Genomic DNA, 26756 nt, shown 5'->3' with positions numbered 1-26756 from the left:
AGCAGGAAACCCGACATTTCTAATGAGCCAGAACCGGACATTTCTAAAAAGCTACTACAACCACTGCGAACGACAACTAAAGCTTATGTCACATAGATAGGAATGCTGTGCATCGATCTCTACCCATGACGAACTCCGATGATTTGAAACCATTTGTTGGTGGCAGTCCGCAAGTTGACGCATTGCCTTGATCGTCCTAACCGGAATCGCACTTTGCTCAAGGTCGCACCTATTTACGGAGTCAAAGCGTATGGACGGACGCTCGACCGCTCTGTCAGCGATGGCCTTCCTCTCACCGAGCCAAAAATTCACGCGGCGGTGATAGCGACCACTCAGGACGCCGGCTCTGAACTTGCACTTCGAGCCTCGGCACCCAGCCACTTTCTGAGCAAGGGTTCAACCCACGTCAGCGCCAGAAGAAAGCAGATTGCGACGGTAAAATTGAATATCAGATGCGCCCATGCCACCGCCATCCCCGGGTTGGTTGTTAAATCCACCATCGCTCTTGAAAAGGATCTCAGGAATGGAAAGTAGCACAGCACCCCGGTCGCATTGAACAGAAAGTTCGTAATCGCCGTAGCTCTTGCGATGGAACTCATCCCGAGACCTGCAACCAACGCAGTTGAGGTCGAGCCGACGTTCGAGCCAATGACAATCGGTATCGCGGCCTGCGGCGGTAGCACCCCCTGCTGGACGAGGAGAATCGCCAGACCCGTGGTGACGCTGCTTGACTGGACCAACGCAGTGAATAGCAAGCCGGCAAGCACGCCTGCCCAAGGAGCCTCTGCTAGTGCCAGCCATTCCTTGAACTGCGGGCGATTTTGCAGAGGCCTCAGTTCCGCGGATATCAGATCCAACGCGAAGAAGATCAATCCAAAATAGAAAACAGCTTTTCCGATGTACCTGGCGCGGATCGGCAACATCGAAATCAAGGCGCCAAGTACGATGAATATCGGTCCGATACCCGTGAGTTTGAAGGAGACCAACCAGGCAGTTGCAGTGGTCCCGACATTGCTGCCGAGCAGGATCCCAAGACTGGCGCGGAAGGAAATGACGGACGCGTCCACAAGAGTGACCGCAAGCGCTGTGATTGCGCTGCTTGACTGCACAATCGCTGTGGCGAATGCACCAACCAGAAACCCGAGCCAGCGGCTTGCTGTCACACGTTCGAGCCATGACTGCAGCGCCGTGCCCCCGACTTCCTGCAGTTCGCGGCTAAAGCCCTGAAGGCCGTAAAGGAAAAGAAGAACCGCGGAGGCCGCGGCGAACAGTCCCTGGATTGGTGTCATGGCGACCTCCTTGTCCGTTCTCCTCTGTGCGGGAAGCCGTTCGAGTGTTGAGATCACGTCGACGGAAGACAATGCTGCGCCGCATGCCAAGTATGTACCCGCTTCGGGGTTCTGACCACCATCTCTCCCCCGCCGCTGCCGAAAGGCAGAACACCCCGCGAGTTGCGCCGGCCTGTCGCCTCGGCGTGGTTCACAGCTACTGGACGCGTTTCATCGAACGCCGCGTTTGCGACAGGGTCGGTAGCGGAAAGTTACCTGCGAACCTCCGCGATAAACCTGAATGGATAGTCAGGCTCTTTGTAATCTCCGGGCTTCTGTCGTTTGGGCAACGTGACCTTGTCGCGGGCCACCTCCTTATAGGGAATCTTGCTTAGTAAGTGGCTAATGAGATCGAGGCGTGCGCGCTTCTTGTCATCCGACTTCACGACGTACCAGGGCGCAAACTCCGTGTCGGTCGCCATGAACATTTCGTCGCGTGCGCGGGAGTAATCGTACCACCGCTGGTATGACTCGAGATCCATCGGTGACAGCTTCCAGATTTTCCGTTGATCATGAATACGCGCTTCCAATCGACGCGTCTGCTCTGCCATTCCAACTTCAAGCCAATACTTGAGCAAAATGACGCCGGAATCAGTCACCGCCCGCTCGACCAATGGCGCGTCTTTCAGAAAAATCCTCGCCTGTTCTTCGGTGCAGAACCCCATGACCCGTTCCACCCCGGCTCGGTTGTACCAGCTGCGATCGAACAGGACGATCTCGCCGCTCGCGGGAAGATGCGGCAGATAACGTTGCATATACATCTGCGATCTTTCGCGGTCGGATGGCGCTGGCAATGCGACGACGTGAAATATGCGCGGACTCACGCGCTCGGTAATCGCCTTGATCGTACCGCCCTTTCCCGCACCGTCGCGCCCTTCGAATATCACACATATCTTGGCGCCTGTCGCAACGACCCATTGCTGGAGCTTGACCAGTTCGACGTGAAGGCGAGCGAGCTCTTTCTCGTACTCCCTGTTTCCCAAATGATGTCGCCTGTTTGCCTCTGTCGGACTTGCACCTACCTTTGCATCCTTCATCGCCTTTCTCCCTCGGCATGTCGGGTTTGCTGCCTTGCCGCACTTAGGGCTACACTGAACAAGCCGCGAAATTGGCGACGCGTTAGCAATTTGAACGTCGTCAAGTCATGAGGCCGAGCTTGCGCCGTTGCTTTGCGGCCCTCGCGGGCCTTGTGGGCGGGCACTTTGCCCGCCTTTGGCCCACTATGGGCGTACCGATGCCGTCAGTTGCCTGCGCGACAGGTAGACGTTGGCCAGCGCGAGCGCGACGAACGCCCGGTTGGCGTTCTTTGCCAACCCGCGATAGCGCACCTTCGTAAATCCCCATAGTCGCTTCACGACCGCAAAGACATGCTCGACCCGGGCCCGGATCTTCGACTTGTTGCGATTCCTGCCGCGCTGCACCTCGTCGACTTCTCCGCCCGCACGACGCGTCCGCTGATTGGTGAAGTCGCGTGCCTTCGGCGCCTTGCCGTGAATCAGGTCTTTCTGGCTCGCATAGGCGCTGTCGCCGTAGACGCGCTGCTCCTGGCCGTGCAGCAATTGCGGCAGCGGGTGCTTGTCATGCACGTTGGCCGGAGTGAGCACTGCGCTGTGCGCCAGCCCGCTTTGGCTATCGACACCAATGTGCAGCTTCATGCCGAAGTACCACTGCTTACCCTTGCGGGTCTGATGCATCTCGGGGTCGCGCGCCTTCTGTTCATTCTTTGTCGAGCTCGGCGCACCGATGATCGTGGCGTCCACGATGGTGCCGCTCCTGAGCTTCATGCCGCTGGCCTGAAGTACCCGGCCCACTTCGGCGAAGAGCTGCTCACCCAGTTGGTGGGTCTCCAGCAGGCGCCGGAATTTGAGCAGCGTCGTCGCGTCCGGCACGGCTTCGCAGCCCAGATCAATACCCACAAAGCGACGCAGGCTAGCACTGTCGTACAGTGCCTCTTCGCAGGCGAAGTCGGCCAGATTGAACCAGTGCTGGATGAAGTGAATCCGCAACATGCGCTCCAGACCAATTGGCGGGCGGCCATTGCCGCGTTTCGGATAGTGCGGCTCGATCACCGCGCACAACTGCGCCCATGGCACGATCGCATTCATCGTGTCGAGAAACTCGTCGCGCCGCGTGCGTTTGCGGTGCGTCTCAAAACCCGCACCTTGATCGGCTGCCATCGCCAGCGTCTGCTGCTTCATCCTGGTTCGCCTTCCTCATTCAATCCGATCTCTATAACGCTTGACGTACCGGATCGGCGGACTTAATCAGCGTTGCCTTAGTTTGTCACGGTCCCTTTGAATTGCTATAAACACCTGTTGGCGTACCGAATGACACCAGCATACGCGGGCAGAAGCGTTTCGAAATCAACTGAGCGAAGACCTCGAACTCAAGGGACCATTGAGCGCGTTTTCCGCTGGGTTTAGTGGCGCCATAAAGAAGGACGGACAGTGAAGCTTCCTCGCCGAAGATGGTTCGCCCGGCCCCCCGTACGTTCGGGATAGAAATAAGGTAAGGGTTGCGGCCCCTGAAGACGTTTGCGTCGAGCAGTAGCCTCGCAGTACGCGAACTATCGATTCAAGCCCACCTTCCGGTTTTCCTCTACGACACAGCGGCCGTTACCGATCAAATCCGCGCCGGCGACGGTCAAGGTGTCGCTGCAGACAGATCCTCCTCGGTCACCGCATCGTCGCTCAGCCCGTCCATTGGAATGCCCGGCGAATCTGCAGAAGTCGTCGCAGCCGAAGTTGACGTCGAACGATCGAACGACTGACGTGACGTGCCCGATCGCCGCACGGGCTCGCCGATGGTCGCGTCGAGTCGCGTCAAAACGTACGGAAAGAACGGATTAGATGCGATCCGAAAGAGCGTATCCAGACTGACAATCAGCCCTCCGCGCTCCCCGCGTGGAACGAGAGTGCCGAGTGCTGCGCCATACTTCGTGCCTGATTCCTCGTCCTGGCGGGTTCCATACAATGGATCATCGGGTGGAAAAGGAATGGCGACATGTGACAGTGAGAACACCTGCGGCGGGTAGACGAGGTCAAGCTCGCGTGTTTGCCATTGAGTGCTTCCCGGCTCGACCACGCGTTCCTTCATGTTCTCGGAGCCCGACGGAGCATTGGCGATGACCGTGAGCCGGTATGCCACAGGAAAACGCGGTACCAAGCGTGATAGCGCCAGTGGTGATGCCGGATTAAGTATCTGGCCCATCTTTGCCCGCCTGTTCACGTCGAACAGTACCAGTTCGCTTCCGTTTGATGGGAAATTCGCGTACATCGCGGTCAGGATCGCGCGTGTGCTTACCGTGGAATCGATAACGGATTGAAAGGTTAATACCGGCGGAAGTTTCTCGAGTTGTCCTATTCTCGCAAGACGAGCCAATTCCTCCTGCAATGCCACTGTCAGCCGGTGCGATTGCCTTGCACCATTAACCGGAAACGAGTTGTATTTGAATGGATTGAATTCAGGCACGATCCCGAGCCACGCAGCCTTTGCAAATGGTGGCAATAGCGCCGGAAGTGACGCGAGACCGGCAAAACGCGCATAGCGTGTAATGCCAATCATCGGTGAGAACAGCACGATCCGTTCTGGCCGGTCCAGCCGACTATCTTCGAGGCTGTCCAGTGCATACTTCATCGCGAGCGCACCACCATTCGAGAATCCGACCATCTCTAATGGGCAATTCGGCCCGACTCGACGTCTGGCTTCACGCATCGCAAGCCGCGTTGCCGCCATCCATGTCTCCCAGTCGACATCGGTCAGCCCGGCGGGCACCGTGCCGTGACCAGGCAGGCGAATTCCGATTGCAACAAACCCATGGGCGACGTAGATGCGTGCAATATGCCGAAGACTATACGGAGAGTCGGTCAAACCGTGCAGCAGCACGACAGCGCCCAGGGGCTTTCCAGACGGGAGCATCTCATATGACCTGTTCCAGTCGTGGTCGAAACCTGGCGGATAGATGGGACTGTTTTTAAAGTACCGATTCGACATTACCTGCGCCGATGCTGGCAAACGGTCCGTGACCTCCCGGCGCACCTGCTCGAAAAGACTGTCTTCGTGCCTGAGATACGCGTTCCAGTCCGATCCATCGGTTTGCCCAGCGCTCAATTCTTCGGGTACATAGGTGTGCCAGAGTTCGAGCGGAGGCCCCGTGCGCGAATCGTACGCACGGACGGCAAGCAGGAGTGAAGACAATGCGGCGATTAATAGCAACGCTCGCACCAATATCCTGACAAAGCGAGTGCCTGTTTCCATTTTTAACTACCCCGTCCCAATGAACCCGATCTGGACGATAAGGCGCATGAGGGTGTTTGCAGTCCAACTGACGCAATCACTTTCTTGTAGCGACTACGCCGGGCCTATCGCCGTAAGCTTGAACGACACAAGCGTGGCGGTGGCCGTTGTCGCCACAGGGCGACGCCGACATCGTCGCGCCCAAAACCATTGGCGCCCAGCAAGACTTTTCCAGACTGACGCGAGGTACAGCCGCATCCCGTGTCGCGAGTTCGGCATGACGTGTTGGAGCGTCACAGAAGCCATCGGTTTGCATCGTCCGACATGCGTGGGACCGCATGCAGATCGCTTCGCGCGAAACGCACCAGACAGAAGGCACGCGATTCCTGCAATGCACCCGGCACCCGCGCCAGATGAACCTGGATCTCGGTACTTTCACGCTGATGGTCGTCGTCCACGATCACGTTCGTCCGGTCAAGACGCAGCGTCCTCTTTTCCACCTGAATGTAAGGACCGGGCGACGTCAGCATCTCGCATACCATGCTGATCTCCCGCTCCAGTGCGTCGGTCTTTAGCCCAAGGCCAGCCAGTTTGCGGTTGTTCTCCTCGAGCTGCGCCTGCAAGGCAGCCATCTCTCCGACACCCGACAACCGGTTACCGTCCAGAAGTGAATTCATTCCCTTGCCCTGCCGCCCTAGAAGCATGAGTCGCGTATTCAGCAGCGCACGTTCCTGTTCCAGCAGGCCACGGCGCGATACATCGGCGGCGATCCGGTCGAGCGCTTCAAGCGCGAGTTGCTCCACGACCCGCAACACAATTTCGTCACGCAACTCCGATTCATTGCGTTCGCACACGCGCACCTGATGATCGCCAAAACTGACCGTCGTTCGCTCAACGTCGGTACGTACAGCATCGCCGTGCTGCGCGACGCCCAGGGTGCGGCGCTCGGTCATTGCCATACCAAGCAAAACAAACGCCTCGCGATCCAGTGCATTTCGGTCAAAGTACGCACGCAGTTCGGCCGAGCGACTCAGCGCGCGGGTGACATCCTCCGACACCGCAAAGAACGCGTGAATGTGTGGGTCCGATGACCACGCCGCGGCGCTCGCCTCGCGCGCGATTGGGACATCTTCGGTCAGATCGCGCACATATTCCAACGCACATCTGATGGCCGGTGCCAGTCTCGCCGCATGGTTCGTCACCAGCCGCAGTTGCGGAGCCAGGTTGAGGATTCGATCAAGCGCTTCACGCGTCTCTCGCGCGGTAGCTTCACCGGGCGGTGGTTCGCGTCTAAACAACCAGTTGAACACGCTCATGCTGGCCCTACCTTGTCCGAGACCGCTAAAACATCACGCGGAGACTTACGCTGACCGTCTCACGCAGCGGGAGTCCACACTTCGGCGTGAACCGGCGCTGATGACTTGTATTGAATGAGAATCGAACGTACCCGAGCCAGAGCGAACGCCTGTCTTCTACTAACCCTATGGGAGCCATGTCCCTGTTCAGTTTTCGCCCGGATGTCCGGATACCCGCTCTTTTCCCGAGCCGTTCAACCATGATGCCACGGCCCTTTCCTGCTAACGAACTTTCTTTCGCGATACTGGGTTACCCGCAAACGCAAACTGCCCCCGTCGCATTCGTCTCAGCAGGGCGTTGGCGAATGGCGGCAATCCGCGTCGACATGACCGCGCGCCGACTGATCAAACTGCGACTCCTGGCGGCTGAATGCCGACTCCTTCGGCGACAAAAAATGGGTATCAATGGGTACACGCGCCGCCTATTATCATTTTGTAGAAGGTCAATTCCTCCCCACCAGTGTGCTTGCGTCGCTGCACTGCGACGAGTCGCTTTTATCAAAAGGCAAGTTATCGGCGCTCTCACTTTCGAAGACGCGAACATGTCACACCGCTCCGTCTCGGCGTGATCGTTGGCACGGCACTATTGGGTATTACCGGTTGCCTGACGGGCTTTGCGTGAAATCGTTCACTCGCCGACACACCGTATGGGTTCGTGTGAGCATCCTCCCGACTGGGGGTGGGTCATGTTCAGGCTCGACACGCAGGAAACGCTGATGGCTGCCGCCCTGGTGCTTCTGCTCGGTCGCCAGATTCTTGCCCGGATCCGTGTGCTTCGAACTTATACGATCCCCGAACCGGTGGTTGGCGGCCTGCTGGTCGCGTTACTCGTGTTTGCGTTACGCAGCAGCTTGCGAATTGAAGTGCGGTTCGACACGACGCTTCAGGCGCCTCTCATGCTCACCTTCTTTGCCACCATCGGCCTTAATGCCGATCTGGCCGGACTGAAGGCCGGCGGCCGTGCGTTGATCGTCTTTCTCGGTGTCGTGGTCGGACTGCTCGTGATGCAGGATGCGCTTGGCATCGGATTGGCCTGGGCGTTGGGGCAAGACCGCCTTCTCGGTCTGCTCGGCGCATCGGTGACCCTATCCGGCGGACACGGAACCGGAGCGGCGTGGGCGAAGGTTTTTGCGGAGCGTCACGGGCTTGCCTCGGCAACGGAGATTGCGATTGCCTGCGCAACGTTCGGCCTGATCCTCGGCGGATTGATCGGTGGACCGGTCGCGCGTTTTCTCATCAGCCGGTACAGTCTTTCCCTCAGCCCGGAACCTGATGTCGCTGGCACAGCAGGCTTCGAACAGCCAAAGGCAGTACGGCCGATCACGGCAGAGGCCGTAATCGAAACAGTTGCGCTCATAGCCGTTTGCCTTGCCGTTGGTTCGGCACTCGCATCGTGGATTGCTGGCACAGCGTTCGAGCTGCCGACGTTCGTGTGCGTCCTGTTTATCGGCGTCATCCTGCGCAACGCGCTTGCCGTGCGCGGTCTATATCAGCCATTCGAGCTCGCGGTGTCGCTGCTTGGCAATGTTAGCCTCGGGCTTTTTCTCGCCATTGCGCTGATGAGCCTACGCCTATGGGATCTCGCCTCGCTTGCACTACCACTCCTCGCGATTCTGGTCATGCAGGCCATCGCAATGGCGATGTACGCGATTTTCATCACCTTTCGCGTGATGGGCCGCAACTATGACGCGGCCGTGCTGGCCGCCGGACACTGTGGTTTCGGCCTCGGCGCCACGCCGACTGCCATCGCCAACATGCAGGCTATTACAGAACGGTTCGGCCCATCGCATCTCGCCTTTCTGGTTGTACCGATGGTGGGCGCATTTTTTATCGATATCGCCAACGCGATCGTCATCAAGTTGTTTCTGCTGCTCCCTATTTATGGCTAAAGTCCGTCTCTCGGCCGCTCATCCGGACGCGATGCGAGACCGGAGCGTTCGTTGAAAAGGTCCGCTTGCCAACCGGGCGTGATAGCCGGATTCGTCTGTTCCGCGGGGGCGCGTCCTGCCGCCGCACCTCTCTTTCGTGAGACGCTCTGCCCGCTCGCGTTTCGTGCTGTACTTCGTCCAGGAGGGCGTCAGAGCAAGCAGCGATGTTTTTGCACTCATCGGGGATGCGCTACCTGTGCAACACTCCCGGGCATCTGCCAACCACCTCCCATCGCGCGAAACATCGCAATCTGGGCCTGAATCACCGCGACCTGTTCCTTCACGTGCGATCTGCACGACACGCCCCGTCACGTCGAATGCGAGCGGCGAGCAGGGTCGAGCGCTGGCGAAAAATCACGATCATCCCTGAGACCACAACCTTGCGTCGCGAAAAGGATTAGCCAGAAACCTTCCCTCGAACGCGTGTATACACCTAGGACCAAAGTCCACTTTCTCGGCATCCGGACCGTATGACATGATGCCATCAGGCGGAAGCTCGCAGCCGGCCTGTCATGGCCGCCGACAAACGGGAGGCGACGCCTTGGCCGGTATTCGTAGCTGCCGAAATAGCAGCGCTCAAATTGCTTCAATGTTGTCCGACCAATGAACGCCGAGATCGAGACGTTATACTGCGCAGCCTGTTCATGTGGCGCTGTTCAACAGCCGCCCGTAGTGCACTGTTTCACGCCGTGCATACGAAGACCGGGAATGCACGTAATGAACGTACGAAGTGCTCCGAGATGAGGCAAGGTCATTCGTCTTTTTAGCGGGTGCGCACTCGCCAGACGCTGACATCTAGACCGGGGCTTAACGCTATTCACATGCGTGCTGTTCGTAGGCCATAGCGCCTGCGGGCAGATTGCGCGGCAGAGACGACCTGCATCCGCAGCACCGACCGATCGGTAGCGCGCTGCAATACGCCTCTGCCCGGGAGGCGCGGCGACTCAACCAGCGCCATCAAACCGATCAATAGGAAACGACGGCGGGAATTGCAATGGAGGATGACATGCAACGACGTAATTTTCTGCTGCACACCGCGACCGGCATCACCGGTCTACTCCTGGCGGGATGCACCACGACTCCGAGTGGGACCAGGAGTGAGGCGACTGACGCTTCAAAGCGTCAGTCGATTGACGCAAGCGTTGATGGAACGATATCGCGACTCTACGCGTCGGTGCCGGGCGCGCGCGAGCTCGTGTCCAAAGCGCAAGGCGTGCTGGTGTTTCCCTCAGTTCTCCAGGTCGGGTTCGTTGTAGGTGGACAGTATGGCGAAGGTGCGCTGCGGGTAGCCGAGCGCACGGTCGGCTACTACAGTACGGTATCAGGTTCGTTCGGTCTTACAGCCGGCGCACAATCCAAGGCGATCATCTTCCTTTTCATGACGGAAGATGCACTCCAGAAATTCCGCGGCGCCAAGGGATGGTCGGTTGGCACTGACGCGTCAGTTGCACTTGTGAAAATAGGCGCAAACGGCACAATCGATACGTCGACGGCAACCGCCGCTGTTGACGCAATTGTGCTGACCAACTCGGGGCTGATGGCCGACGTTTCCCTTTCAGGAACCAAGGTGAGCCCACTCAGTATCTGAATGCAATCTCAGCGATCCGGGGCATGCATGCGCGACCCCGCTTCTATCCCAGGCTTCACCCTCACGAGAAACTGCCGATGCGCGAGCCGACACGATGAATCACAATGCGTCTCGCAAGCTTTCCGATGGCCTTTCCGACTTCCTGAAAATGGAATCGGCCGGCGGCCTGTTGCTCGCGGCCGCCGCGCTTCTCGCCTTGATCTTCAGCAACTCTCCGCTTCGGCAGGTCTATGACCATTTGCTCAACATTCCGGTCGAGATCCGGTTCGGGTCGTTCCACATCGGAAAGCCACTACTGCTCTGGATTAACGACGGATTGATGGCCATCTTCTTTCTTCTGGTCGGCCTCGAAGTGAAACGTGAGGTGATCGAGGGTGAACTGTCAACGCCCGCGCAAGTAGTGCTGCCGGTCGTCGCCGGCGCTGGCGGCATGGTGGTGCCGGCATTCATTTTCTTCTTTATTTGCCGCGGTGATGCGGCAAACCTCCGCGGCTGGGCCATTCCGACGGCAACTGACATCGCGTTTGCGCTCGGCATCCTTTCCCTCCTCGGCCGCCGGGTGCCGATGTCGCTGAAAGTATTTCTGACCGCAGTTGCGATAGCCGACGACCTCGGGGCCATCGTTATCATTGCGCTCTTCTATACCGCTGATCTTTCGCTTGCAATGCTCTTTCTGGCGGCCTGCGCCATCGCGGTCCTGATTGCGCTGAACCGGCAAAGGGTTACGCGCCTTGCGCCCTATATTCTCACCGGAATCGTCCTGTGGGTATTCGTTCTGAAGTCCGGTGTTCACGCAACGCTTGCGGGCGTCGCACTCGCGTTCGCCATACCCTTGAAGACGAAGGACGCCAAGGGACAAGCTCCCCTGCATCAGCTTGAACACGGCCTGCACCCGTGGGTCGCCTTCGCGGTACTGCCTGTCTTTGCGTTTGCAAACGCCGGCGTATCGTTTGCCGGCGTTACCCTTGCTGCGCTGTCGGCGCCGCTGCCACTCGGCATTGCGGCGGGTCTTTTTGTCGGCAAGCTCGTCGGTGTATATGGTGCAGGTGCAGCACTCATCGCTGTCGGGCTGGGAAAACTTCCCGAAGGGGCAAGCTGGCGACAATTCGCTGGCGTCGCCTCATTATGCGGCGTCGGCTTCACGATGAGTCTGTTCATCGGTTCCCTCGCCTTCGAAGGAGCCGAATTCTTCACTCCTGTCCGGCTGGGCGTCATCGTCGGCTCATTACTTTCCGGGATTGCCGGGTGCCTCCTTCTGAGCTTCGGATCGAAGCCTTCCCTGGCGGAATCGCCGCAAAGTGCGGTATGAGCGTTCTGCACTTTGACGGTTACGTGTCAGCCGCGAGAGGGCGCGCGGCGCCAGTTCCGCACATCTGCGACCTTCAGTCATGCGACGCGGGGCAAGACCGTCTGCAAGTAGCGCGCTAATTTCTTTAACGTACACACGATACGTAGTTTGGTTGCGGATCGTGCCGGATGCTCACCCGACCGTCGGCCAGATTCACTACCTTGTGCATGCGGTTCCCTGCAAGCGTATGCGACCAATACGGGCTGGAACCGCCCCAAGCATAGATACCACCCTCATAACGCGAGTCGTCTTTTGACGCGACGATTGCATTATGGCTTCCTCCACCCGGACTGCCATGCGCGTTCGTATAGGCAAAGAGTGCCTTCAGTTCATCAAGCGTAGGCAGCCGCATACGCCGCTTGGCACAGTGGTAAAGCGCGTCGTGGTAATCGTACATCACGATTCGTAATCCGCTGAAGGCGTCGGGCGCGCCTTTTTTTATCCGCGCGCTCTTCTTCTCCCAAGCGTAGGTGTCAATCGCGGGACGGCTAAAGCAGGTCTTTTCGTGCGAGAAAACCGTCGTGCCACCACCCGCCGTCGGATATGTTCCTTTAGGTATGCAGATTTCACGGGTAGTCACGTTGGTGCCCACCGGCTCCGCACCGAACGAAAAACTCGAACCGGGTAGTGCCGCCGCTGTCGACAACGCCAGAAGCAATACAGCGCGTCCATGCAGCTTTCCGATGGTTAGTGTCATGGCAATCCAGTCACCGGTAGCCAATCGGGCTGCAACTGCCCCGCTCTTCAAGACATCGAGCATAAGCATTCTCCCTGATACAACCATGGATACAGCAAGGGCCCATGTATCGGGCACACTCAGGTTGTAGCCGCGAAGGCCCGTCTGCACAAGGACTGGCGATCAGAAATTCTGCCATTCTCAGGCCTTGTCACGGCGTCCGGCCCAATCTATCTACCGGGGTCGCGACTCTCCGTTGGCGCTGCCTCTCATATTTTTTGTAAGCCGGCAGCCACCGTATGGAATCGCTTAATGCACTTGCTGCACAAGCCCGTCACATCTGGACAGGGAGCGGCAGAGTTTTCCACGCGCCATCGGCCTGTCGATTTCAAATGCGAGAGTCTTGCAAAAAAAGATGTTCGCGACACTACAGCGGAAAGCTGTACGCGAAATGGCGTTAAGACAAATTGGTTCTCACGTCAGCAAGAAGGGGCAGTTGTTCCGAGTTGTACTGCCGATCCGCCCCGCGGAGCATGGCAAGCATTGTCAAACAGGCCTATAACGTAAAAGTGGGCCTCAAGACCGCGTGAAAGAAAGCCTCAAGAAAGGAAATGACGACTTGCAAGCTGCCCCGTGACAAAAACAAGGCCCTGTCTGACACGGCATTTCCCTGTACGGACCTGAAGTGAAAGGGAGTTTTCCGTGAAAAAGATGAATGAGCGAACACTTTCCCCGGCGTTCCAATCGCTCAGATTCCTCTTGCGGCTCAGGAAAAGATGAAGTCCCATTTGTTTGTCCGCAGAGCCCGGTTAAGCCATGCCATTGCCGAGACACTTTGCACCCGGCTTCTTCCAAAGGTCGCTTATTGTCGTTTCATTGAATGTCGTTTGCGCGGCCGCGCTATGCGGTTGCGCGTTGCCACCGCTTGAAAGCCGCACGCCATCGACGGCAATAAGCAACGCAGAGGCGCAGGCCACAACGCTTGGGCGTTCTACCGCTCATGAGCTTGCTGCTCACCATGATCTGGCCGGCATTCATCCGCTGGCGGACCCGCGTGCAGCCTTCGCTGCGCGCATGGAGCTAATTCGCACGGCTGAGCGTACGTTGGACGTCCAATATTACATCTGGCGAAGTGATCTCACGGGCACGCTCCTGCTCGATGCATTGCGTGCTGCCGCCGATCGCGGCGTACGCGTACGCCTGCTGCTGGACGACTACGGTATATCGTCTTCACTCGATGGCACGCTGGCCGCGCTTCAGACGCATCCAAACATCGAGGTCCGGTTGTTCAATCCGTTCGTCATCCGCAAGCCGAAGTTCATCGGCTTCCTGACGGATTTTTCGCGTGTCAACCGTCGCATGCACAACAAGTCATTCACCGCCGACGGCGCCGTAACGATCGTCGGCGGACGCAATATCGGCGACGAATACTTCGGCGCCACCGATGGCATCGTTTTCGCCGACCTCGATGTACTGGCAGTAGGCCCGATTTCAGCCGATGTCGCAAATGAGTTCGACCGGTACTGGGCGAGCGGATCGTCATATCCGGTCGACCTTATCGTACATCGTGCCGCCAGCGACAAGCCCGATGAACTGGACCGGAAAGTTCGAGCAGTCGAAAGTGACTCGACGGCCGCCGCCTACCTGGACGCCCTGCGTGATGCACCGATCGTGCAGCAACTGCTTGATGGCACGCTACCACTGGAATGGGCGAGAACACAGATGGTCAGCGACGACCCGGCAAAAGCTCTAAGCCAGGCGCCGTCTGAGACGAGCGTCGTGCATCAGTTTCGGGAAATTCTCGGCGACCCGATGCATGAACTGGATCTGGTGTCTCCGTATTTCGTTCCGGGCGTGGCCGGAACGGCATATTTCACCGGGCTCGCTCGTCGCGGCGTCGCCGTGCGCGTGCTAACCAATTCACTTGAAGCCACCGACGTGACAGCGGTTCATTCCGGTTATATGACCCGTCGTGTCGAACTGATCGAGTCGGGGGTGGAGCTGTACGAATTGCGACGATTGCCTGGCGTCGAACACAAAAGTGAGGAGCATGCCGGCATATTCGGCAGCTCGGGGTCGAGCCTGCACGCAAAGACCTTCGTAGTGGACAGCAGCCGCGTCTTTGTTGGATCATTCAATTTTGATCAGCGGTCGGCCCATCTGAATACCGAGTTGGGCTTCGTTATAGACAGCGCACCGCTTGCGAGCCGGATCGCATCCATCTTCGTGTCACTCGTACCACAAGTCGCCTATTTGACGCGCCTCGATGCCGACGGGAGACTCTACTGGCTGAAGCGGGAGAATGGGATGGAAGTGCGCTATGACACGGAGCCCAACACGACCTGGCTGCGCCGTCTGGGGGTCTGGTTTCTTTCAATCCTGCCAATCGAATCTCTCTTGTAGACGGAACGGCATCTATGCCCGGGCCCTGTTGCCGGAGTCGCAACTCGTGCGACCTCTCCGCAGCCTCGCAATTTCAATGGCACTATTGCACCGCGTCGTGCGGAATCAATGAAGATCAACTGAGAAACTCCACAGCGCCGGTTTTCAGGTTATACATCGCGCCAGCGATCTTGATCGTGCCTTTGGCTTCAAGCTCCGCAAGCACCGGGCTATCCTTACGAATGTTCGCCAATGTCAATTCGACGTTCTTGCGCGCCACCGCGTCCACGAAATCATAGTTCGTCGCGGAACGATCACCGTTGTAGGTCGTCGCCTGCACCGCGGGCTTGATCTTGTCCAGCAATCCGGTCAGATTGCCGAGCTCGGCATTGGCAATGGCTCCCTTGATCGCGCCACACGCTGTGTGACCCATCACGAGCACTACCTTTGCGCCAGCAAGCTTGCACGCGAACTCCATGCTACCCAGGATGTCGTTGTTTTCAACATTGCCGGCAACACGGCAGTTGAAGATATCACCGATGCCGAGATCCATGATCACTTCAGCCGGCGCGCGCGAATCGATACAACTGAGGAGCACGGCTGCCGGATACTGTCCGCTGGCACTCGCCCTCTGTTCATTCAGGTAATTGCGTGCTTTCCTCTCGCCCCGCCGGAAGCGCGCGTTACCTCGCTTCATTGCCTCGATGATCTGCTCTGGCGTCATGCTGTCGCGCTGCTCCCTGGTCAAAGCGTCGGCGTGCGCGGGACTCGCAACGAGGGCGCCGCCAGCAAGCCCGAGCGCGACTGCCGTGCCGGTGAACTTAAGCAAATTCCGACGGCCGGAACCGTTGCCGGGCAGAAGAGGCTCACATGTGTCACACATGATTCATGCTCCATTCTGGCAAACTAACGCGCTGTATAAGCCAGCGTCAGCATTGGGCTTCGAATGCGCCCATGCCTTCGGCTCGCTCATATGGCCAGGCCGCTCGCGCTGGTAGGCGATAAACATCTTTTCGTTTGGTGTTTTTCCCTGGGCGGCACAATGTCCTTTGTACAGGGTATTCGCCGTGAGGCTCGAGCGCTATTGGACTTTGGTCCGATAGCGGAGGATTCACCGCCAATATGCGATATCTGGAACTACGCCAGGCGTCGGACGACCTGTGCGTTACGTGATCGGCTGACAGTCTCGGTGCCGATTGCAGCCGGCTGGTCGGCGAAACTGACATTGCCGAAAGGACTGGTGACGAGCGTGGGCGGCGACTACAAAGCTGCATCGCTTGCGCTGCAGCATCGATGGTTCGATCGCTGAACCAACGCCTCTGCCGATCAATTGTCGCGGCCCAGCTATTCCTTCACCTTCTCACCAACCTGGGAAATCCGGTTCCGCACGACGCCGATCGCCTGTTTGAGGGCATAAACGTCCTGAAAATAACGATACGGAATACGTATCTGGCTGGCATGCGCATCAATGTTCTCGATTTCATCGCGCCATCTCGCAATATGGTCTGGGGTGGGTTGTCTGTTTCTCCATATTTCGTCTTCCAGCGATTTTATTTCGCGATACCAGACCACAAGCCGTCTTCTTATCCGCGCCTCCAGCATACGCGGCAATGCCTGCAGCAGGCCTAGCACAAGGGCCATGAAGGGGAGCAGGATCAGCAGCCGCCTTTCGATGAGACTGGCGAGCCAGAATGGAAGGTAGCGCTGCAGGAAGGGGCGACCCGATCTGAAATAGCGCACGCTTTCGTCGGAAATGGGAAATTCCTCAGTGGTCAGATTGGGGAACGCGCCCAGCGGCGTGAAGTAGTCTTCACCGCCGTGGACGGTTCTCGCTGCATCCAGCAGCAGGTAGACCAGGGCCGGGTGCAGGGTATCTTTGGACACGAGCAGAGCCGTGGCGGCCAGCAGGGTGACATCAGACCGAGGCAGATCGTCGACGATGCTGGTTGAGGCGCGGGGGAAAATAACTTTCGACAGGGACGGGAATTTCTGCACCAGCGCATCGGCCTGGGCAAAACTCATCAGCTTCAGATCGCTGTTCAGCAGCCTTTTCTGCATCGCAGCGTCGGGCCTGCCAATAAAGAAAGCAGCATCCAGTTGGCCAGTTTCGAGGCCTTCATATGCCTTGGTGGCGTCCATTTCCAGCAGCGTGGTGTTGTCGCCAGTGACGCCGCTATAGCCGAGCAATGCCCGGGAGACGTGAAGCAGGCCGCTGCCGGGAACGCCTATGGCGATCCTCTTGCCGCGCAGTTGTGACAGCCTGTTGACGGTAATGTCGCCACGAAAGAACACCCAGATCGGTTCGTATGAGACGGCGGCGATGGTCTGCAGGTGGTCTGTTGCTTTCGGACTGGTGGTGCCCGATTGGATAAAACCCACTTCGTATTCGCTGTCCGGATTCGTCAGCCGCTGATAGTTTTCGACCGAACCGGAAGAACTGCGGATATCGAGCGTGATGCCTTCGCGCTTCAGGATGGGGGCATAGCGATCGGCAAAGCTACGGTAGATACCTTGGTCCGCTCCGGTGGTAATGACTATCGTGCGCTGGATGGCAGGTTTGAGCATTGTCACCAGCGCCCAGCCTAGCGCGGCCAGCAGCACTGTTACGCAAATGACGAGAAGCCGCCGGCGCCCCGGTGTCATGGGGGACTTCTGGGTGCGTTGAAGCGCTGGGTTCTGCTTGGGCATCGTTGCCCCTCTCTCGTCAGGCCTCTCTTGCCGGGGTGGACTCGGGGCAAGCGTTTAAGTGACTGCGTTGCCGACAGTCGCCCGTAACGCTGCGGAGAGATTGTTGAAATCTTTTGCAACAGCGGGACTGCGTGGTCTCGAATGCCTCCACTTGACGTTGTCAGGAGCGGCCGGTTGACGCCGACCGCCCGCAACAGCAAGATGAACCAGCCCGCCGCCGACGTCAGAGCGGCAGCGTATGCGTGATTGCCTGCAGGCAGACCGTCATCAGCGGACCCGGCACAATACCCAGCACCAGCACGGCCACACCGTTCAGCGCGAGCAGCGTGCGGTTACCGGCGCCGGCCGAGATCGGCGATGTGTCTTGCGGGTCGTCGAAATACATCAACTTCACGATACGCAGGTAGTAGAACGCGCCGAACAGCGACGTCACCACGGCCAGCACCGCGAGCCACGTGAGGCCCGCGTTCATCGTCGCTTCGAGCACGGCGAGCTTCGCGTAGAAGCCGACTGTCGGTGGTATGCCGGCGAGCGAGAACATCATCACCATCATCACGAATGCAGACACCGGGCTGCGCTGGTTGAGACCCTTGAAGTCGTCGAGCGTGTCAGCTTCGAAATTGCGGCGCGCAAGCAGCATCAACACGCCGAACGAGCCGAGTGTCGTCACCAGATAGATGATGCTGTAGAACATCGCCGAACCGTAGGCGCTTGCCGCCGAACCCGCGTTGCCGTCCACCACGCCGGACAGCAGGCCAAGTAGCACGAAGCCCATGTTCGAGATCGTCGAGTAGGCGAGCATTCGCTTCACGTTGCGTTGAACGATACCCGTGATGTTGCCGACGATCATCGACAACGCCGCGAGAATCACCAGCATTTCCTGCCAGCCGACGGCGAGCGGCAGCAGCCCCATCACCAGGAAGTGCAGACCCCACGCGAACGCCGCGACCTTCGGACCGCCGCCGACGAACAGCGTCATCGCGGTCGGCGCGCCCTGATAGACGTCCGGCACCCACATGTGGAACGGCACCACGCCCATCTTGAATGCAACGCCCGCGACGATGAAGACCACACCGAACAGCAGCACGACGTCGTCGATGTGGCCCGAGGCAACCGCCTTCAGCACCTGGTTCAGTTCGAGCGAGCCGGTCGCACCATAGAGCATCGAGATGCCGTAAAGCAGGAAACCCGTGGCCAGTGCACCAAGCACGTAGTACTTCATCGCCGCTTCGCTCGATTGCGCGACGTCGCGGCGTAGTGCAACCATTGCGTACAACGACAGCGACATCAGTTCAAGACCGAGGTACAACATCAGGAAGTGGTTGCCCGAGATCATGACCAACTGGCCGAGCAGCGAGAACATGCCGAGCAGGAACACGTGGTCGCGAAACAGGCCGCGATCTTCAAGATATCTGCGCGAATAGACGAGCGAGACCGCGAAGCCAAGCGAAACGGTTGCCTTCATCACGCTGGCGAATGGATCAATCACGATCATCCGTGAGAAAAAATAGTAGTGGTGCGGATCGGACGATTGGATTGCGAACCAAACGCCTGCCGCCGTCGACGACACGAGCGCGATGAGGTAAGTAAGACGCCGGTTCGTTGCTTCGGAGCAGAAATCTCCTACCCGCGAGGCGATCACGAAGCCGAGCACTACGAGTGCGTCAGGCAGCAGCATATGTGCGTTTTGCATGATCTATATGGCTCTTAGCAAGTTGGAGTCGATTCAGCCGCATGCGAATTGCTTAACGAGGAGTTGGGGCCTGTTCGCCCGGACACTCTCGCCATGCACTCGGCTTTGGCCTGAAGGCTTTTCAATCCGTCCAATGCCGTGGGCGCCCCCGCGCATTGGTGCCGCAATTAGCGAAAGTTATTCGCGGGGTATGTGCGAGCATCTTCCATGACACGCCACGTTAGTCCGAAGTTAACTTGCCCTGTCAATTCAAGTTAGCGGGGGTATCGAATCTGCCGATCACTCTTCTGCACATGTCGCGCACGCGCAGATCCACGCCGTCGGCCGAATGGTCTGCAGACTGATAGGCCATCACTTGCCGATCTCTGATCGACACCCCAGTAACTGGCTTTCTGTAGACCTGCCAGGACTGTCTTTGGCGTTTATGGCCAAGCACACGACATAACCGAAGTACAGATGGAAACTGAACCCGCCCCACGACTTTTGCGCACGCTGAGGTACTGAACCAGTGCGTTAGTTGTGTCCTCAAACCGTGCTTGGCGATACCTCTCAATGATCGTTTTGTAGTCGGCTGGGTAGTGACCGTACTGCGCGCGCAGGCTACTAATCTCAACCGGTGCAGCCCGGTAGGCGCAAAGTAGGTAAGGCGTTAAGTAAAACACGCAGACGGACGAAAACAAAACGCTCGAGGGGTTTGAATCCTCCCGGGTCAAAGTAAGCCGCGAGAAGGAGGATGTAAACGTTTTTCTGACCTCCGCCTCCCCCGCCCGGATATTCCTCGCAACGACGTGGCGGGAAGCCAGCGGGCGCGCGTCGAGTCGCCGCTGCCGCATTCTGATCCGACGGCCGCTCGCTATCGTCGAGCGCCTCTTGATGGCCGAGAGCACCAACTCAATGAGGGTGCTGTAGGGCTGCCGTTGAAATCTTCAGCGGCGGCTTTCGGGCGACTTTCGTGAATGCGTACAGTGGGCCGATGCAGCCACCCAGACAAGCGTCTTGGCCGTCCGGATTCGGGCTGATATGAGACGGCCGCCGTAACGTTTCGCGTTCAACTCATCGTGCGGCCGTATACGCGAAGGTGTGCGAGGTTACCGTCAGTTGATTTGGGTAGCGTGTTGCTCGGCCAGAGCGAAAATCTTCATGCCGCCGAGCATGGCGATGACGAACAGCATCGCTTTAAACTCGCCGCTGCCCGCGCTCACGAGGGCCGGTCCCGGGCAGAATCCTGCCAGGCCCCAGCCGGCACCGAACATGGCGCTGCCAGCAAGCAGGCGGCGGTCAATGCGCGTCGCGGTAGGAAGCGACATGGGCGCGTTGAACAGGCTCCGCTTGAGCCTGCGTGCAATCGCGAAGCCGACACTGCCAACTGCGATCGCGCCGGCCATGACGAACGCCAGTGACGGGTCCCAGTTGCCCGCGATATCGAGAAAGCCCAGCACTTTCGCAGGGTTGGCCATGCCGGAAACGATCAGTCCCGTGGCGAATATCAGACCGGCCAGCAGCGCGTTGAGAATCAGCATGTCAAAGCCCCAGCAGATGACGGATAACGAAAACGGTCAAAAAGCCCATTGACATGAACGTCGCGGTGGCCGCAAGCGAGCGGACGGAACCGCGGGAAAGGCCGCTTACGCCGTGACCACTGGTGCAACCGGACGCATAGCGGGTGCCTATGCCAACGAGCAGACCGGCCACAACGAGCACAGGTGGCGATGACGCAATCGCGACGACCGGTAGCGCCGTGAAAAGCTTGAATATCCAGGGCGCGGCGAAGAGCCCAAGCACGAATGCAGCGCGCCAGCCACGATCACAGGATGTCTTGTCGAGCAGACCGCCAACAATCCCGCTGATCCCGGCGATACGGCCGTTTCCGAGCACGAGCAGCGTTACCGCGAGACCGATCAGCAAGCCGCCGGCGAGCGCGGGAAGCGGCGTGAAGTGGGCAAGGTCGATACTCATTTCAGGCGTCCTTTGACTTTGCCGCAATAGAGGTTCGACAACGTCTCCATGATGCTTAAGACTTCGACGCTCGCGAGACTGTAGTACATGTACTTTCCCTCGCGCCGCGTACTGACAAGACCTTCGTCGCGCAGCACGCCGAGATGCTGCGAAAGGCTCGGTTGATGAAGACCGACAGCCGCTTCCAGTTCTCCAACGTTATGTTCGCCTTCGATCAGCTGGCACAACAGCAGCAGACGATCCTCCTGCGCCATGGCTTTGAGAAGGGCGCAGCATTTCGTCGCGGATTGGCGCAGCGCGTCGAGCGCGGCAGGAGATAACGGTGTGCTCATCGATCGGCGTCCTTTCACCTGACAATCGGGTTGACCTTCAGTATATAAAAATATATATTGTTTTTCAATGTATTGACTGGAGCATCCGATGAAGCCACTGGTAGAAGCGTTCTTTGATCGGACTACCTGTACCGTTACCTATGTCGTTCACGCTGGCAACGGCTCTGCGTGTGCCGTGATCGATCCGGTGCTCGACTACGACCCGAAGGCCGGTCGTACCTCGACTCAATCGGCCGACAAAATCGTGAAATTTGTGCAGGTACGCGGGCTACGTGTTGAATGGCTGCTGGAAACGCATGCCCACGCGGATCATCTTTCGGCTGCGCAATACTTGAAGGCCCGGCTGGGAGGAAGGGTTGCCATCGGCGAGCGCATTCGCGTAGTGCAGGGCGTATTCAAGCGCGTCTTTAACCTGGGGCCGCACGTGCTGGACGACGGCCAGCAGTTCGATCATCTGTTCACTGCCGGCGAGACGTTCCGGATCGGCGAACTGAGTGCGCACGCCATACACGTGCCCGGACATACGCCGGCTGATGTGGCGTACCAGATCGGAGATGCGGTTTTTGTCGGCGACACGATGTTCATGCCGGACGTAGGTAGCGCACGGTGCGATTTTCCGGGCGGCGATGCGCATGCGCTTTATCGCTCAGCACGCACACTGCTGTCGCTACCTGACGAAACCCGGCTCTATATGTGTCACGACTACCCGCCGCAGTCGCGTCAACCACAATGGCAAACCACTGTGGCGGAACAGCGCAAGTGCAATATTCATCTGCATGACGGCAACTCGGAAGATGCGTTCGTTGCGATGCGCACCGAACGTGACCGGACGCTTGATATGCCCACGCTCATTCTTCCCGCTGTCCAGGTCAACATTCGTGCAGGCTTATTACCTGAGCCTGAAGACAACGGCACTCGTTATCTGAAAATCCCGCTGGGCGCGTTGTAGAGCGTGCATTTACGCAGAACAGCGCGAATTTTCTGACCGTTCAGGAGAACATGGCCGTGTGGTTTGGCCCCGACGTCGCAATTCCTCGCCACAAACACTTATTCGGCGGATGAGGAATCGTTATCGATGCGCTCGCCGAACACGCCCTCGATTCCGACTCTTCGATATCAAGAGTTTCCCGTTCGGTAAATGTCCGGCGCAACACCCATGCCGTAGAGCTACTGTCAGTAACCGACTAGTGAACGGGAAAACCGATAGGCCCCGCGCGCTTTCGAACCCTGCTGGACCGCGCACGTCAACAACCGGCACATATGCCAAGCCTGACTCAAACGCCAACCTTTTCTATGATCGCCCGAATCGGCAACCATTATCGTGCGGGCCGACACGCTTATAACGCCGCTCGCCGACGACGGGTTTTCTGCCGACAAAAATGGCGCACCAAGCAATTCAGAGCCACTTCTTCGGTCCAATCGACGACAGCAAAAATCGAAGGGGAATTGAAATATTCCGCCAAAGCCATGTCTGCTATACCGAGTGCGCACTTTTAACCTGGCATCCGAAACCTATCACCCCCATTGTCAGTAGTGACTTCCACCATATCGTTAAATTACGATATATGATTCGCGTTGTAGCGATGCAGCTGCAACGGCGCTAACCGGCGCCCTCGCCTGCCTGTTGTTGTTGACCACCCCGAAACTTACCCATGACGCTCGACATCGACGCGATTCACAAAGCGCTTGCCAACCCGGTCCGCCGGGAGATTCTCAGCAGGCTGCGCGAGCCGTACGCGCATTTCGGCGACCAGGAACTGCCGCTCGATTACGGCGTGTGCGCCGGCAAGATCGAGGGACAGTGCGGCTTGTCGCAGTCCACCGTGTCGGCCCACCTGGCGGCTTTGCAGCGCGCGGGGCTGGTCACGTCGAAGCGGGTGGGTCAATGGGTGTTCTTCAAACGTAACGAAGCCGCCATCCAGGCGTTCCTCGAGCACATCAACACCAAGCTGTAGGCGCCGCGATTTGCATTGCCGCGCTTCTTTCATCAAGCAGCTTTTTCCGGCTCGGGCCGCGCGCCCTCGGCCAAAGGTGAACTCATATGCCGACTCTTTTCGATCCGCTGCAAATTGGCGACATCACGCTGTCGAACCGCATCATCATGGCGCCGCTCACGCGCCAGCGCGCGGAAGAAATCCGCGTGCCGAACGCGCTGATGGCGAAGTACTACGCTGAACGCGCGAGCGCCGGCCTGATCATCAGCGAAGCCACCTCGGTCACGCCGCAAGGCGTCGGTTATGCCGAGACGCCGGGCATCTGGTCGCAGGAGCAGGTCGAAGGCTGGAAACTCGTCACGAGCGCCGTGCACGCCGCGGGCGGCAAGATGTTTCTGCAGTTGTGGCACGTGGGTCGTATTTCGGACCCGCTGTTCCTGAACGGCGAATTGCCGGTCGCGCCGAGCGCGATCGCCGCACGCGGCAACGTGAGCCTGGTGCGCCCGGAGCGTCCCTATGTGACGCCGCGCGCGCTCGAACTCGATGAAATCGCCGGCGTGGTCGAAGCCTTCCGCAAAGGCGCGGAAAACGCCAAGGCAGCCGGTTTCGACGGCGTCGAAGTACACGGCGCCAACGGCTATCTGCTCGACCAGTTCCTGCAGGACAGCACCAACCAGCGTACCGACGCATACGGCGGCCCGATCGAAAATCGCGCGCGTCTGCTGCTCGAAATCACCGACGCATGTATCGACGTGTGGGGCGAGAACCGCGTCGGCGTGCACCTCGCACCGCGCCGCGATGCGCACGCGATGGGCGATTCCGACCCGGCCGGCACGTTCGGCTACGTGGCTCGCGAACTCGGCAAGCGCAAGATCGCGTTCATCGCCGCACGTGAAGCCCTAGGCGACGACCGTCTCGGCCCGCAACTGAAGAAAGCCTTCGGCGGCCCGTACATCGCGAACGAAAAGTTCACCAAGGAAACCGCGCAGCAAGTGCTCGACGCGGGCGAAGCGGACGCCGTGGCGTGGGGTCAACTGTTCATCGCGAATCCGGATCTGGTGCGTCGCTTTGCGACGAATGCGCCGTTGAACAAGCCGAACCCGGCTACGTATTACGCACGCGGTGAAACCGGCTACGTCGACTATCCCACGCTGGAAACCGTGGAATAAGGCTTGCCACAGGCTGAAAAAAGCCGAAGCCAGGCGGAGCGTTGGCGAAGGTAAGCTGCTGAATCGAAAAGCAGCCAATGCGTGACATGTGTGTCGAAAAACGCGCGGCGGGTGAGACTCGAACGATATGTTCCGGTCATACCCGCCGCGTTTTTTTATGGCTCGACACCCGGGCCCACGCGTCCCACGTCACGCAATATCACGCCGCATGAACACCCGTTTCGATTCGTCCAGTCCTCGCGCGATATGCGCATTGCGCCGCGCGATCAACGCCGCGTCGAGGTCGGCCTCGTCGATATCGCGAAACCCGAGCCGGCGATAATACGGCGCGTTCCACGGCACCTCGCGAAACGTCGACAGAATCAGTTGCGTGAGCCGTCGCGTGCGCGCAATGTGCGCGACCTGCTCGATCAGTGCGGCACCGATACGTTGCCCCGCGTGCGAGGTGAGCACATCGAGTTCCTGCACGTAGATGCGCGTGGGTTGCGGCTCGAACATCACGAAACCGGCGCACGTTTCATCGGCAGCAACGGCAACGATGATTTCCCGCGCCGCGATCTTGCGCTCGACGATTTCCAGATCCATCGGCGGCGCATCGGCGATACCCGCCATATCGACGCTGAGAAAGCGCTGTCCCGCCTCGAATTCGATCGCGCGGATCGCATCGGCATCGCGCAGTTCGGCAAGCCGGAAGGTGATTCGGGCAGCGTGTTGCATGGGCGCTTTGGGAGTTTCGTGCTGAGGGTTATGAGCGTTATTCTCGACCACACCCCCCGATATTGACATCACCTCCGAGAAATAGACAAGTCAGCGCGCCGCCGCGGGACTAAACTCCTGAAGATCCAAATTCCCCTCCGACCCAAAATGGATCTGATGCATGTGCTGCAGGTCGCCCTGCACTTCGACCAACACCTGAGCGGCCTGATCGTGCAATACGGCACCGCCGTCTACGCAATGCTGTTTCTCGTCGTATTCGTCGAGATCGGTTTCTTGCCGCTGTTCTTCCTGCCCGGAGATCCGCTGATTTTCATATGCGGCGGACTCGCGGCCACCGGCGCGCTGAATGTCTGGCTCGTGATTCCCGTGCTGTTCGCCGCAACGGTGGCCGGCAGCATCGTCGACTACGCGATCGGGCGGGCGATCGGCGAAAAAGTCTATACCGCCGACTATCGCTGGCTCGACAAGAACGCGCTGCGCAAGGCGCACGCGTTTTACGAAGCGCGCGGCGGACTGACCTTCCTGCTGTCGCCGTTCATCGCCGTGGTGCGCACCTTCGCACCGTTCGTCGCAGGCGTTTCGCGCATGACGTTCGCGCGTTTCGTGTCGTTCGTCACCGCGGGCGCGGCGTTGTGGATCGTGTCGCTGGTGGCGGCCGGCTATCTGTTCGGCAACGTGCCGCTGGTGCGCGATCACATGAGTTCGATCGTACTGTTGGGCGTCGCGCTCGGTGTCGGCTCACTGCTCATGAGCGCCGTGTGGCGTTTCGTCAACCGGCGCCTGCGCGCGCACTGAAGGTCGTGGAGATCGTCATGACGCTCTCTGCGTTGCTCGTTTTCGCGCTCGCGCTGATCGTCGCGGCCGGCACGCCGGGACCGAGTGTCGCCGCGCTGGTCGCACGCGTGCTGACTAACGGCTTTCGCGACGTGTTGCCCTTTCTCGCCGCCATGTGGATCGGCGAGGCGCTTTGGCTCACCTGCGCGGTCGCGGGCCTGGCAGTGATCGCGCGCAGTTTCGGCATGGTGTTCGTGGTGCTCAAATTCATCGGCGTGGCGTATCTGCTGTTTCTCGCCTGGAAAATGTGGCGCGCGCCGGCCGACGTGCAAGGCAGCGACTTGCCGAGCGGCCAGTCGCCGTGGCGTATGTTCATGGCGGGCCTGTTCGTCACGCTCGGCAATCCGAAGATCATGATGTTTTACCTCGCGCTGTTGCCGACCATGGTCGACGTGTCGCGCATCGGCACCGTCGCGTGGTTCGAACTCACGCTCACCATGCTGATCGTGCTGATGACTGTCGACTTCGGCTGGGCGCTGCTTGCCTCGCGTGCGCGCAAGCTGCTCACCACCCGGCGCGCCGTGAAGATCGCCAACCGCGCGAGCGCAACGATGATGGCGGGCGTCGCGGCGGCAATCGCCACGCGCTGAAA

At 59.0% G+C, this 26756-nt stretch carries 22 protein-coding genes; 9 read left to right on the top strand and 13 right to left on the bottom strand.

The features are described from left to right. Nucleotides 1-332: 332 nt before the first annotated feature. The 5 genes from B0G71_RS36645 to B0G71_RS36625 all read right to left on the bottom strand — a co-directional run bounded on the left by B0G71_RS36645 (nt 333) and on the right by B0G71_RS36625 (nt 6880). Nucleotides 333-1289: a Na/Pi cotransporter family protein gene (locus B0G71_RS36645; RefSeq protein ID WP_116148112.1), complete on the bottom strand. Its 957-nt coding sequence runs from the start codon at nt 1287-1289 to the stop codon at nt 333-335. A 251-nt stretch (nt 1290-1540) separates the two neighbouring features. Continuing rightward, nucleotides 1541-2365, bottom strand: a complete 825-nt coding sequence (gene ppk2 / locus B0G71_RS36640; RefSeq protein ID WP_116148111.1) for a polyphosphate kinase 2 — start codon at nt 2363-2365, stop codon at nt 1541-1543. 183 nt (nt 2366-2548) lie between these two features. Beyond that, a complete protein-coding gene (locus tag B0G71_RS36635) occupies nt 2549-3526 on the bottom strand; it encodes an IS5 family transposase (RefSeq protein ID WP_116140668.1) in 978 nt (325 codons plus the stop codon). Between the two features lie 445 nt (nt 3527-3971). Then, nucleotides 3972-5585 (bottom strand): carboxylesterase, encoded by a 1614-nt coding sequence (locus B0G71_RS36630; protein ID WP_116148109.1) that lies wholly within the window; start codon nt 5583-5585, stop codon nt 3972-3974. Between the two features lie 272 nt (nt 5586-5857). Continuing rightward, complete coding sequence (locus tag B0G71_RS36625) at nt 5858-6880, bottom strand: hypothetical protein (protein WP_116148108.1); 1023 nt, start codon at nt 6878-6880, stop codon at nt 5858-5860. Between the two features lie 725 nt (nt 6881-7605). On the opposite strand from B0G71_RS36625, the gene gltS reads away from it, so the two are divergent. The 3 genes from gltS (at nt 7606) to nhaA (ending at nt 11744) form a co-directional block, all read left to right on the top strand. Next, on the top strand, nt 7606-8808 hold the full coding sequence (gene gltS / locus B0G71_RS36620; RefSeq protein ID WP_116148106.1) for a sodium/glutamate symporter: 1203 nt from the start codon (nt 7606-7608) through the stop codon (nt 8806-8808). 1045 nt (nt 8809-9853) lie between these two features. Further along, the gene (locus tag B0G71_RS36615) at nt 9854-10435 is read left to right on the top strand and encodes a YSC84-related protein (protein ID WP_106284734.1); all 582 of its coding nucleotides are present in this window, start codon (nt 9854-9856) and stop codon (nt 10433-10435) included. A 94-nt stretch (nt 10436-10529) separates the two neighbouring features. Beyond that, on the top strand, nt 10530-11744 hold the full coding sequence (nhaA, locus tag B0G71_RS36610; protein WP_116148104.1) for a Na+/H+ antiporter NhaA: 1215 nt from the start codon (nt 10530-10532) through the stop codon (nt 11742-11744). 124 nt (nt 11745-11868) lie between these two features. Here nhaA and B0G71_RS36605 read toward each other — a convergent pair whose 3' ends face one another. After that, nucleotides 11869-12543 (bottom strand): hypothetical protein, encoded by a 675-nt coding sequence (locus tag B0G71_RS36605; protein ID WP_116148102.1) that lies wholly within the window; start codon nt 12541-12543, stop codon nt 11869-11871. Nucleotides 12544-13275: 732 nt separating this feature from the next. On the opposite strand from B0G71_RS36605, the gene B0G71_RS36600 reads away from it, so the two are divergent. After that, nucleotides 13276-14862, top strand: coding sequence for a phospholipase D family protein (locus tag B0G71_RS36600; RefSeq protein ID WP_116148100.1), 1587 nt, complete (start codon nt 13276-13278; stop codon nt 14860-14862). Between the two features lie 115 nt (nt 14863-14977). Here the strand turns inward: B0G71_RS36600 and B0G71_RS36595 are convergent, their stop codons facing one another. From B0G71_RS36595 to B0G71_RS36570, 6 genes are all read right to left on the bottom strand, one after another. Then, nucleotides 14978-15724, bottom strand: coding sequence for a carbonic anhydrase family protein (locus B0G71_RS36595; RefSeq protein ID WP_116148098.1), 747 nt, complete (start codon nt 15722-15724; stop codon nt 14978-14980). A gap of 461 nt (nt 15725-16185) precedes the next feature. Then, a complete protein-coding gene (locus B0G71_RS36590; RefSeq protein ID WP_116149202.1) occupies nt 16186-17484 on the bottom strand; it encodes a TAXI family TRAP transporter solute-binding subunit in 1299 nt (432 codons plus the stop codon). 268 nt (nt 17485-17752) lie between these two features. Further along, the gene (gene nuoN, locus B0G71_RS36585) at nt 17753-19222 is read right to left on the bottom strand and encodes an NADH-quinone oxidoreductase subunit NuoN (protein ID WP_116148096.1); all 1470 of its coding nucleotides are present in this window, start codon (nt 19220-19222) and stop codon (nt 17753-17755) included. Nucleotides 19223-20316: 1094 nt separating this feature from the next. Beyond that, complete coding sequence (locus tag B0G71_RS36580; protein WP_116148094.1) at nt 20317-20742, bottom strand: YeeE/YedE family protein; 426 nt, start codon at nt 20740-20742, stop codon at nt 20317-20319. A gap of 1 nt (nt 20743) precedes the next feature. Continuing rightward, complete coding sequence (locus B0G71_RS36575) at nt 20744-21178, bottom strand: YeeE/YedE family protein (protein ID WP_116148092.1); 435 nt, start codon at nt 21176-21178, stop codon at nt 20744-20746. Further along, entirely contained in the window at nt 21175-21510 is a 336-nt protein-coding gene (locus B0G71_RS36570) for a helix-turn-helix transcriptional regulator (protein ID WP_116148090.1), read from the bottom strand. The genes B0G71_RS36575 and B0G71_RS36570 overlap by 4 nt, the downstream gene beginning before the upstream one ends. Before the next feature lie 88 nt (nt 21511-21598). Here B0G71_RS36570 and B0G71_RS36565 point away from each other — a divergent pair, with 88 nt between their 5' ends. The 3 genes from B0G71_RS36565 (at nt 21599) to B0G71_RS36555 (ending at nt 24613) form a co-directional block, all read left to right on the top strand. Beyond that, nucleotides 21599-22459, top strand: coding sequence for an MBL fold metallo-hydrolase (locus B0G71_RS36565; protein ID WP_116148088.1), 861 nt, complete (start codon nt 21599-21601; stop codon nt 22457-22459). Between the two features lie 703 nt (nt 22460-23162). Then, the gene (locus B0G71_RS36560; RefSeq protein WP_106284670.1) at nt 23163-23465 is read left to right on the top strand and encodes a helix-turn-helix transcriptional regulator; all 303 of its coding nucleotides are present in this window, start codon (nt 23163-23165) and stop codon (nt 23463-23465) included. An 86-nt stretch (nt 23466-23551) separates the two neighbouring features. Beyond that, nucleotides 23552-24613 (top strand): alkene reductase, encoded by a 1062-nt coding sequence (locus tag B0G71_RS36555; protein WP_116148086.1) that lies wholly within the window; start codon nt 23552-23554, stop codon nt 24611-24613. Nucleotides 24614-24802: 189 nt separating this feature from the next. On the opposite strand, the gene B0G71_RS36550 is transcribed toward B0G71_RS36555, so the two are convergent. After that, nucleotides 24803-25330 carry a GNAT family N-acetyltransferase gene (locus B0G71_RS36550; RefSeq protein WP_116148084.1) on the bottom strand — a complete coding sequence of 176 codons (528 nt, stop codon included), beginning with the start codon at nt 25328-25330 and terminating at the stop codon, nt 24803-24805. A gap of 147 nt (nt 25331-25477) precedes the next feature. Here B0G71_RS36550 and B0G71_RS36545 point away from each other — a divergent pair, with 147 nt between their 5' ends. Together B0G71_RS36545 and B0G71_RS36540 are read left to right on the top strand one after the other, a co-directional pair. Beyond that, nucleotides 25478-26125: a VTT domain-containing protein gene (locus tag B0G71_RS36545; RefSeq protein WP_116121868.1), complete on the top strand. Its 648-nt coding sequence runs from the start codon at nt 25478-25480 to the stop codon at nt 26123-26125. Between the two features lie 17 nt (nt 26126-26142). Continuing rightward, on the top strand, nt 26143-26754 hold the full coding sequence (locus tag B0G71_RS36540) for a LysE family translocator (RefSeq protein WP_116149200.1): 612 nt from the start codon (nt 26143-26145) through the stop codon (nt 26752-26754). Nucleotides 26755-26756 lie beyond the last annotated feature (2 nt).

Source organism: Paraburkholderia sp. BL27I4N3 (assembly GCF_003386115.1).
Lineage (GTDB): Bacteria > Pseudomonadota > Gammaproteobacteria > Burkholderiales > Burkholderiaceae > Paraburkholderia.
This window is presented reverse-complemented; position numbering and strand designations above follow the sequence as displayed.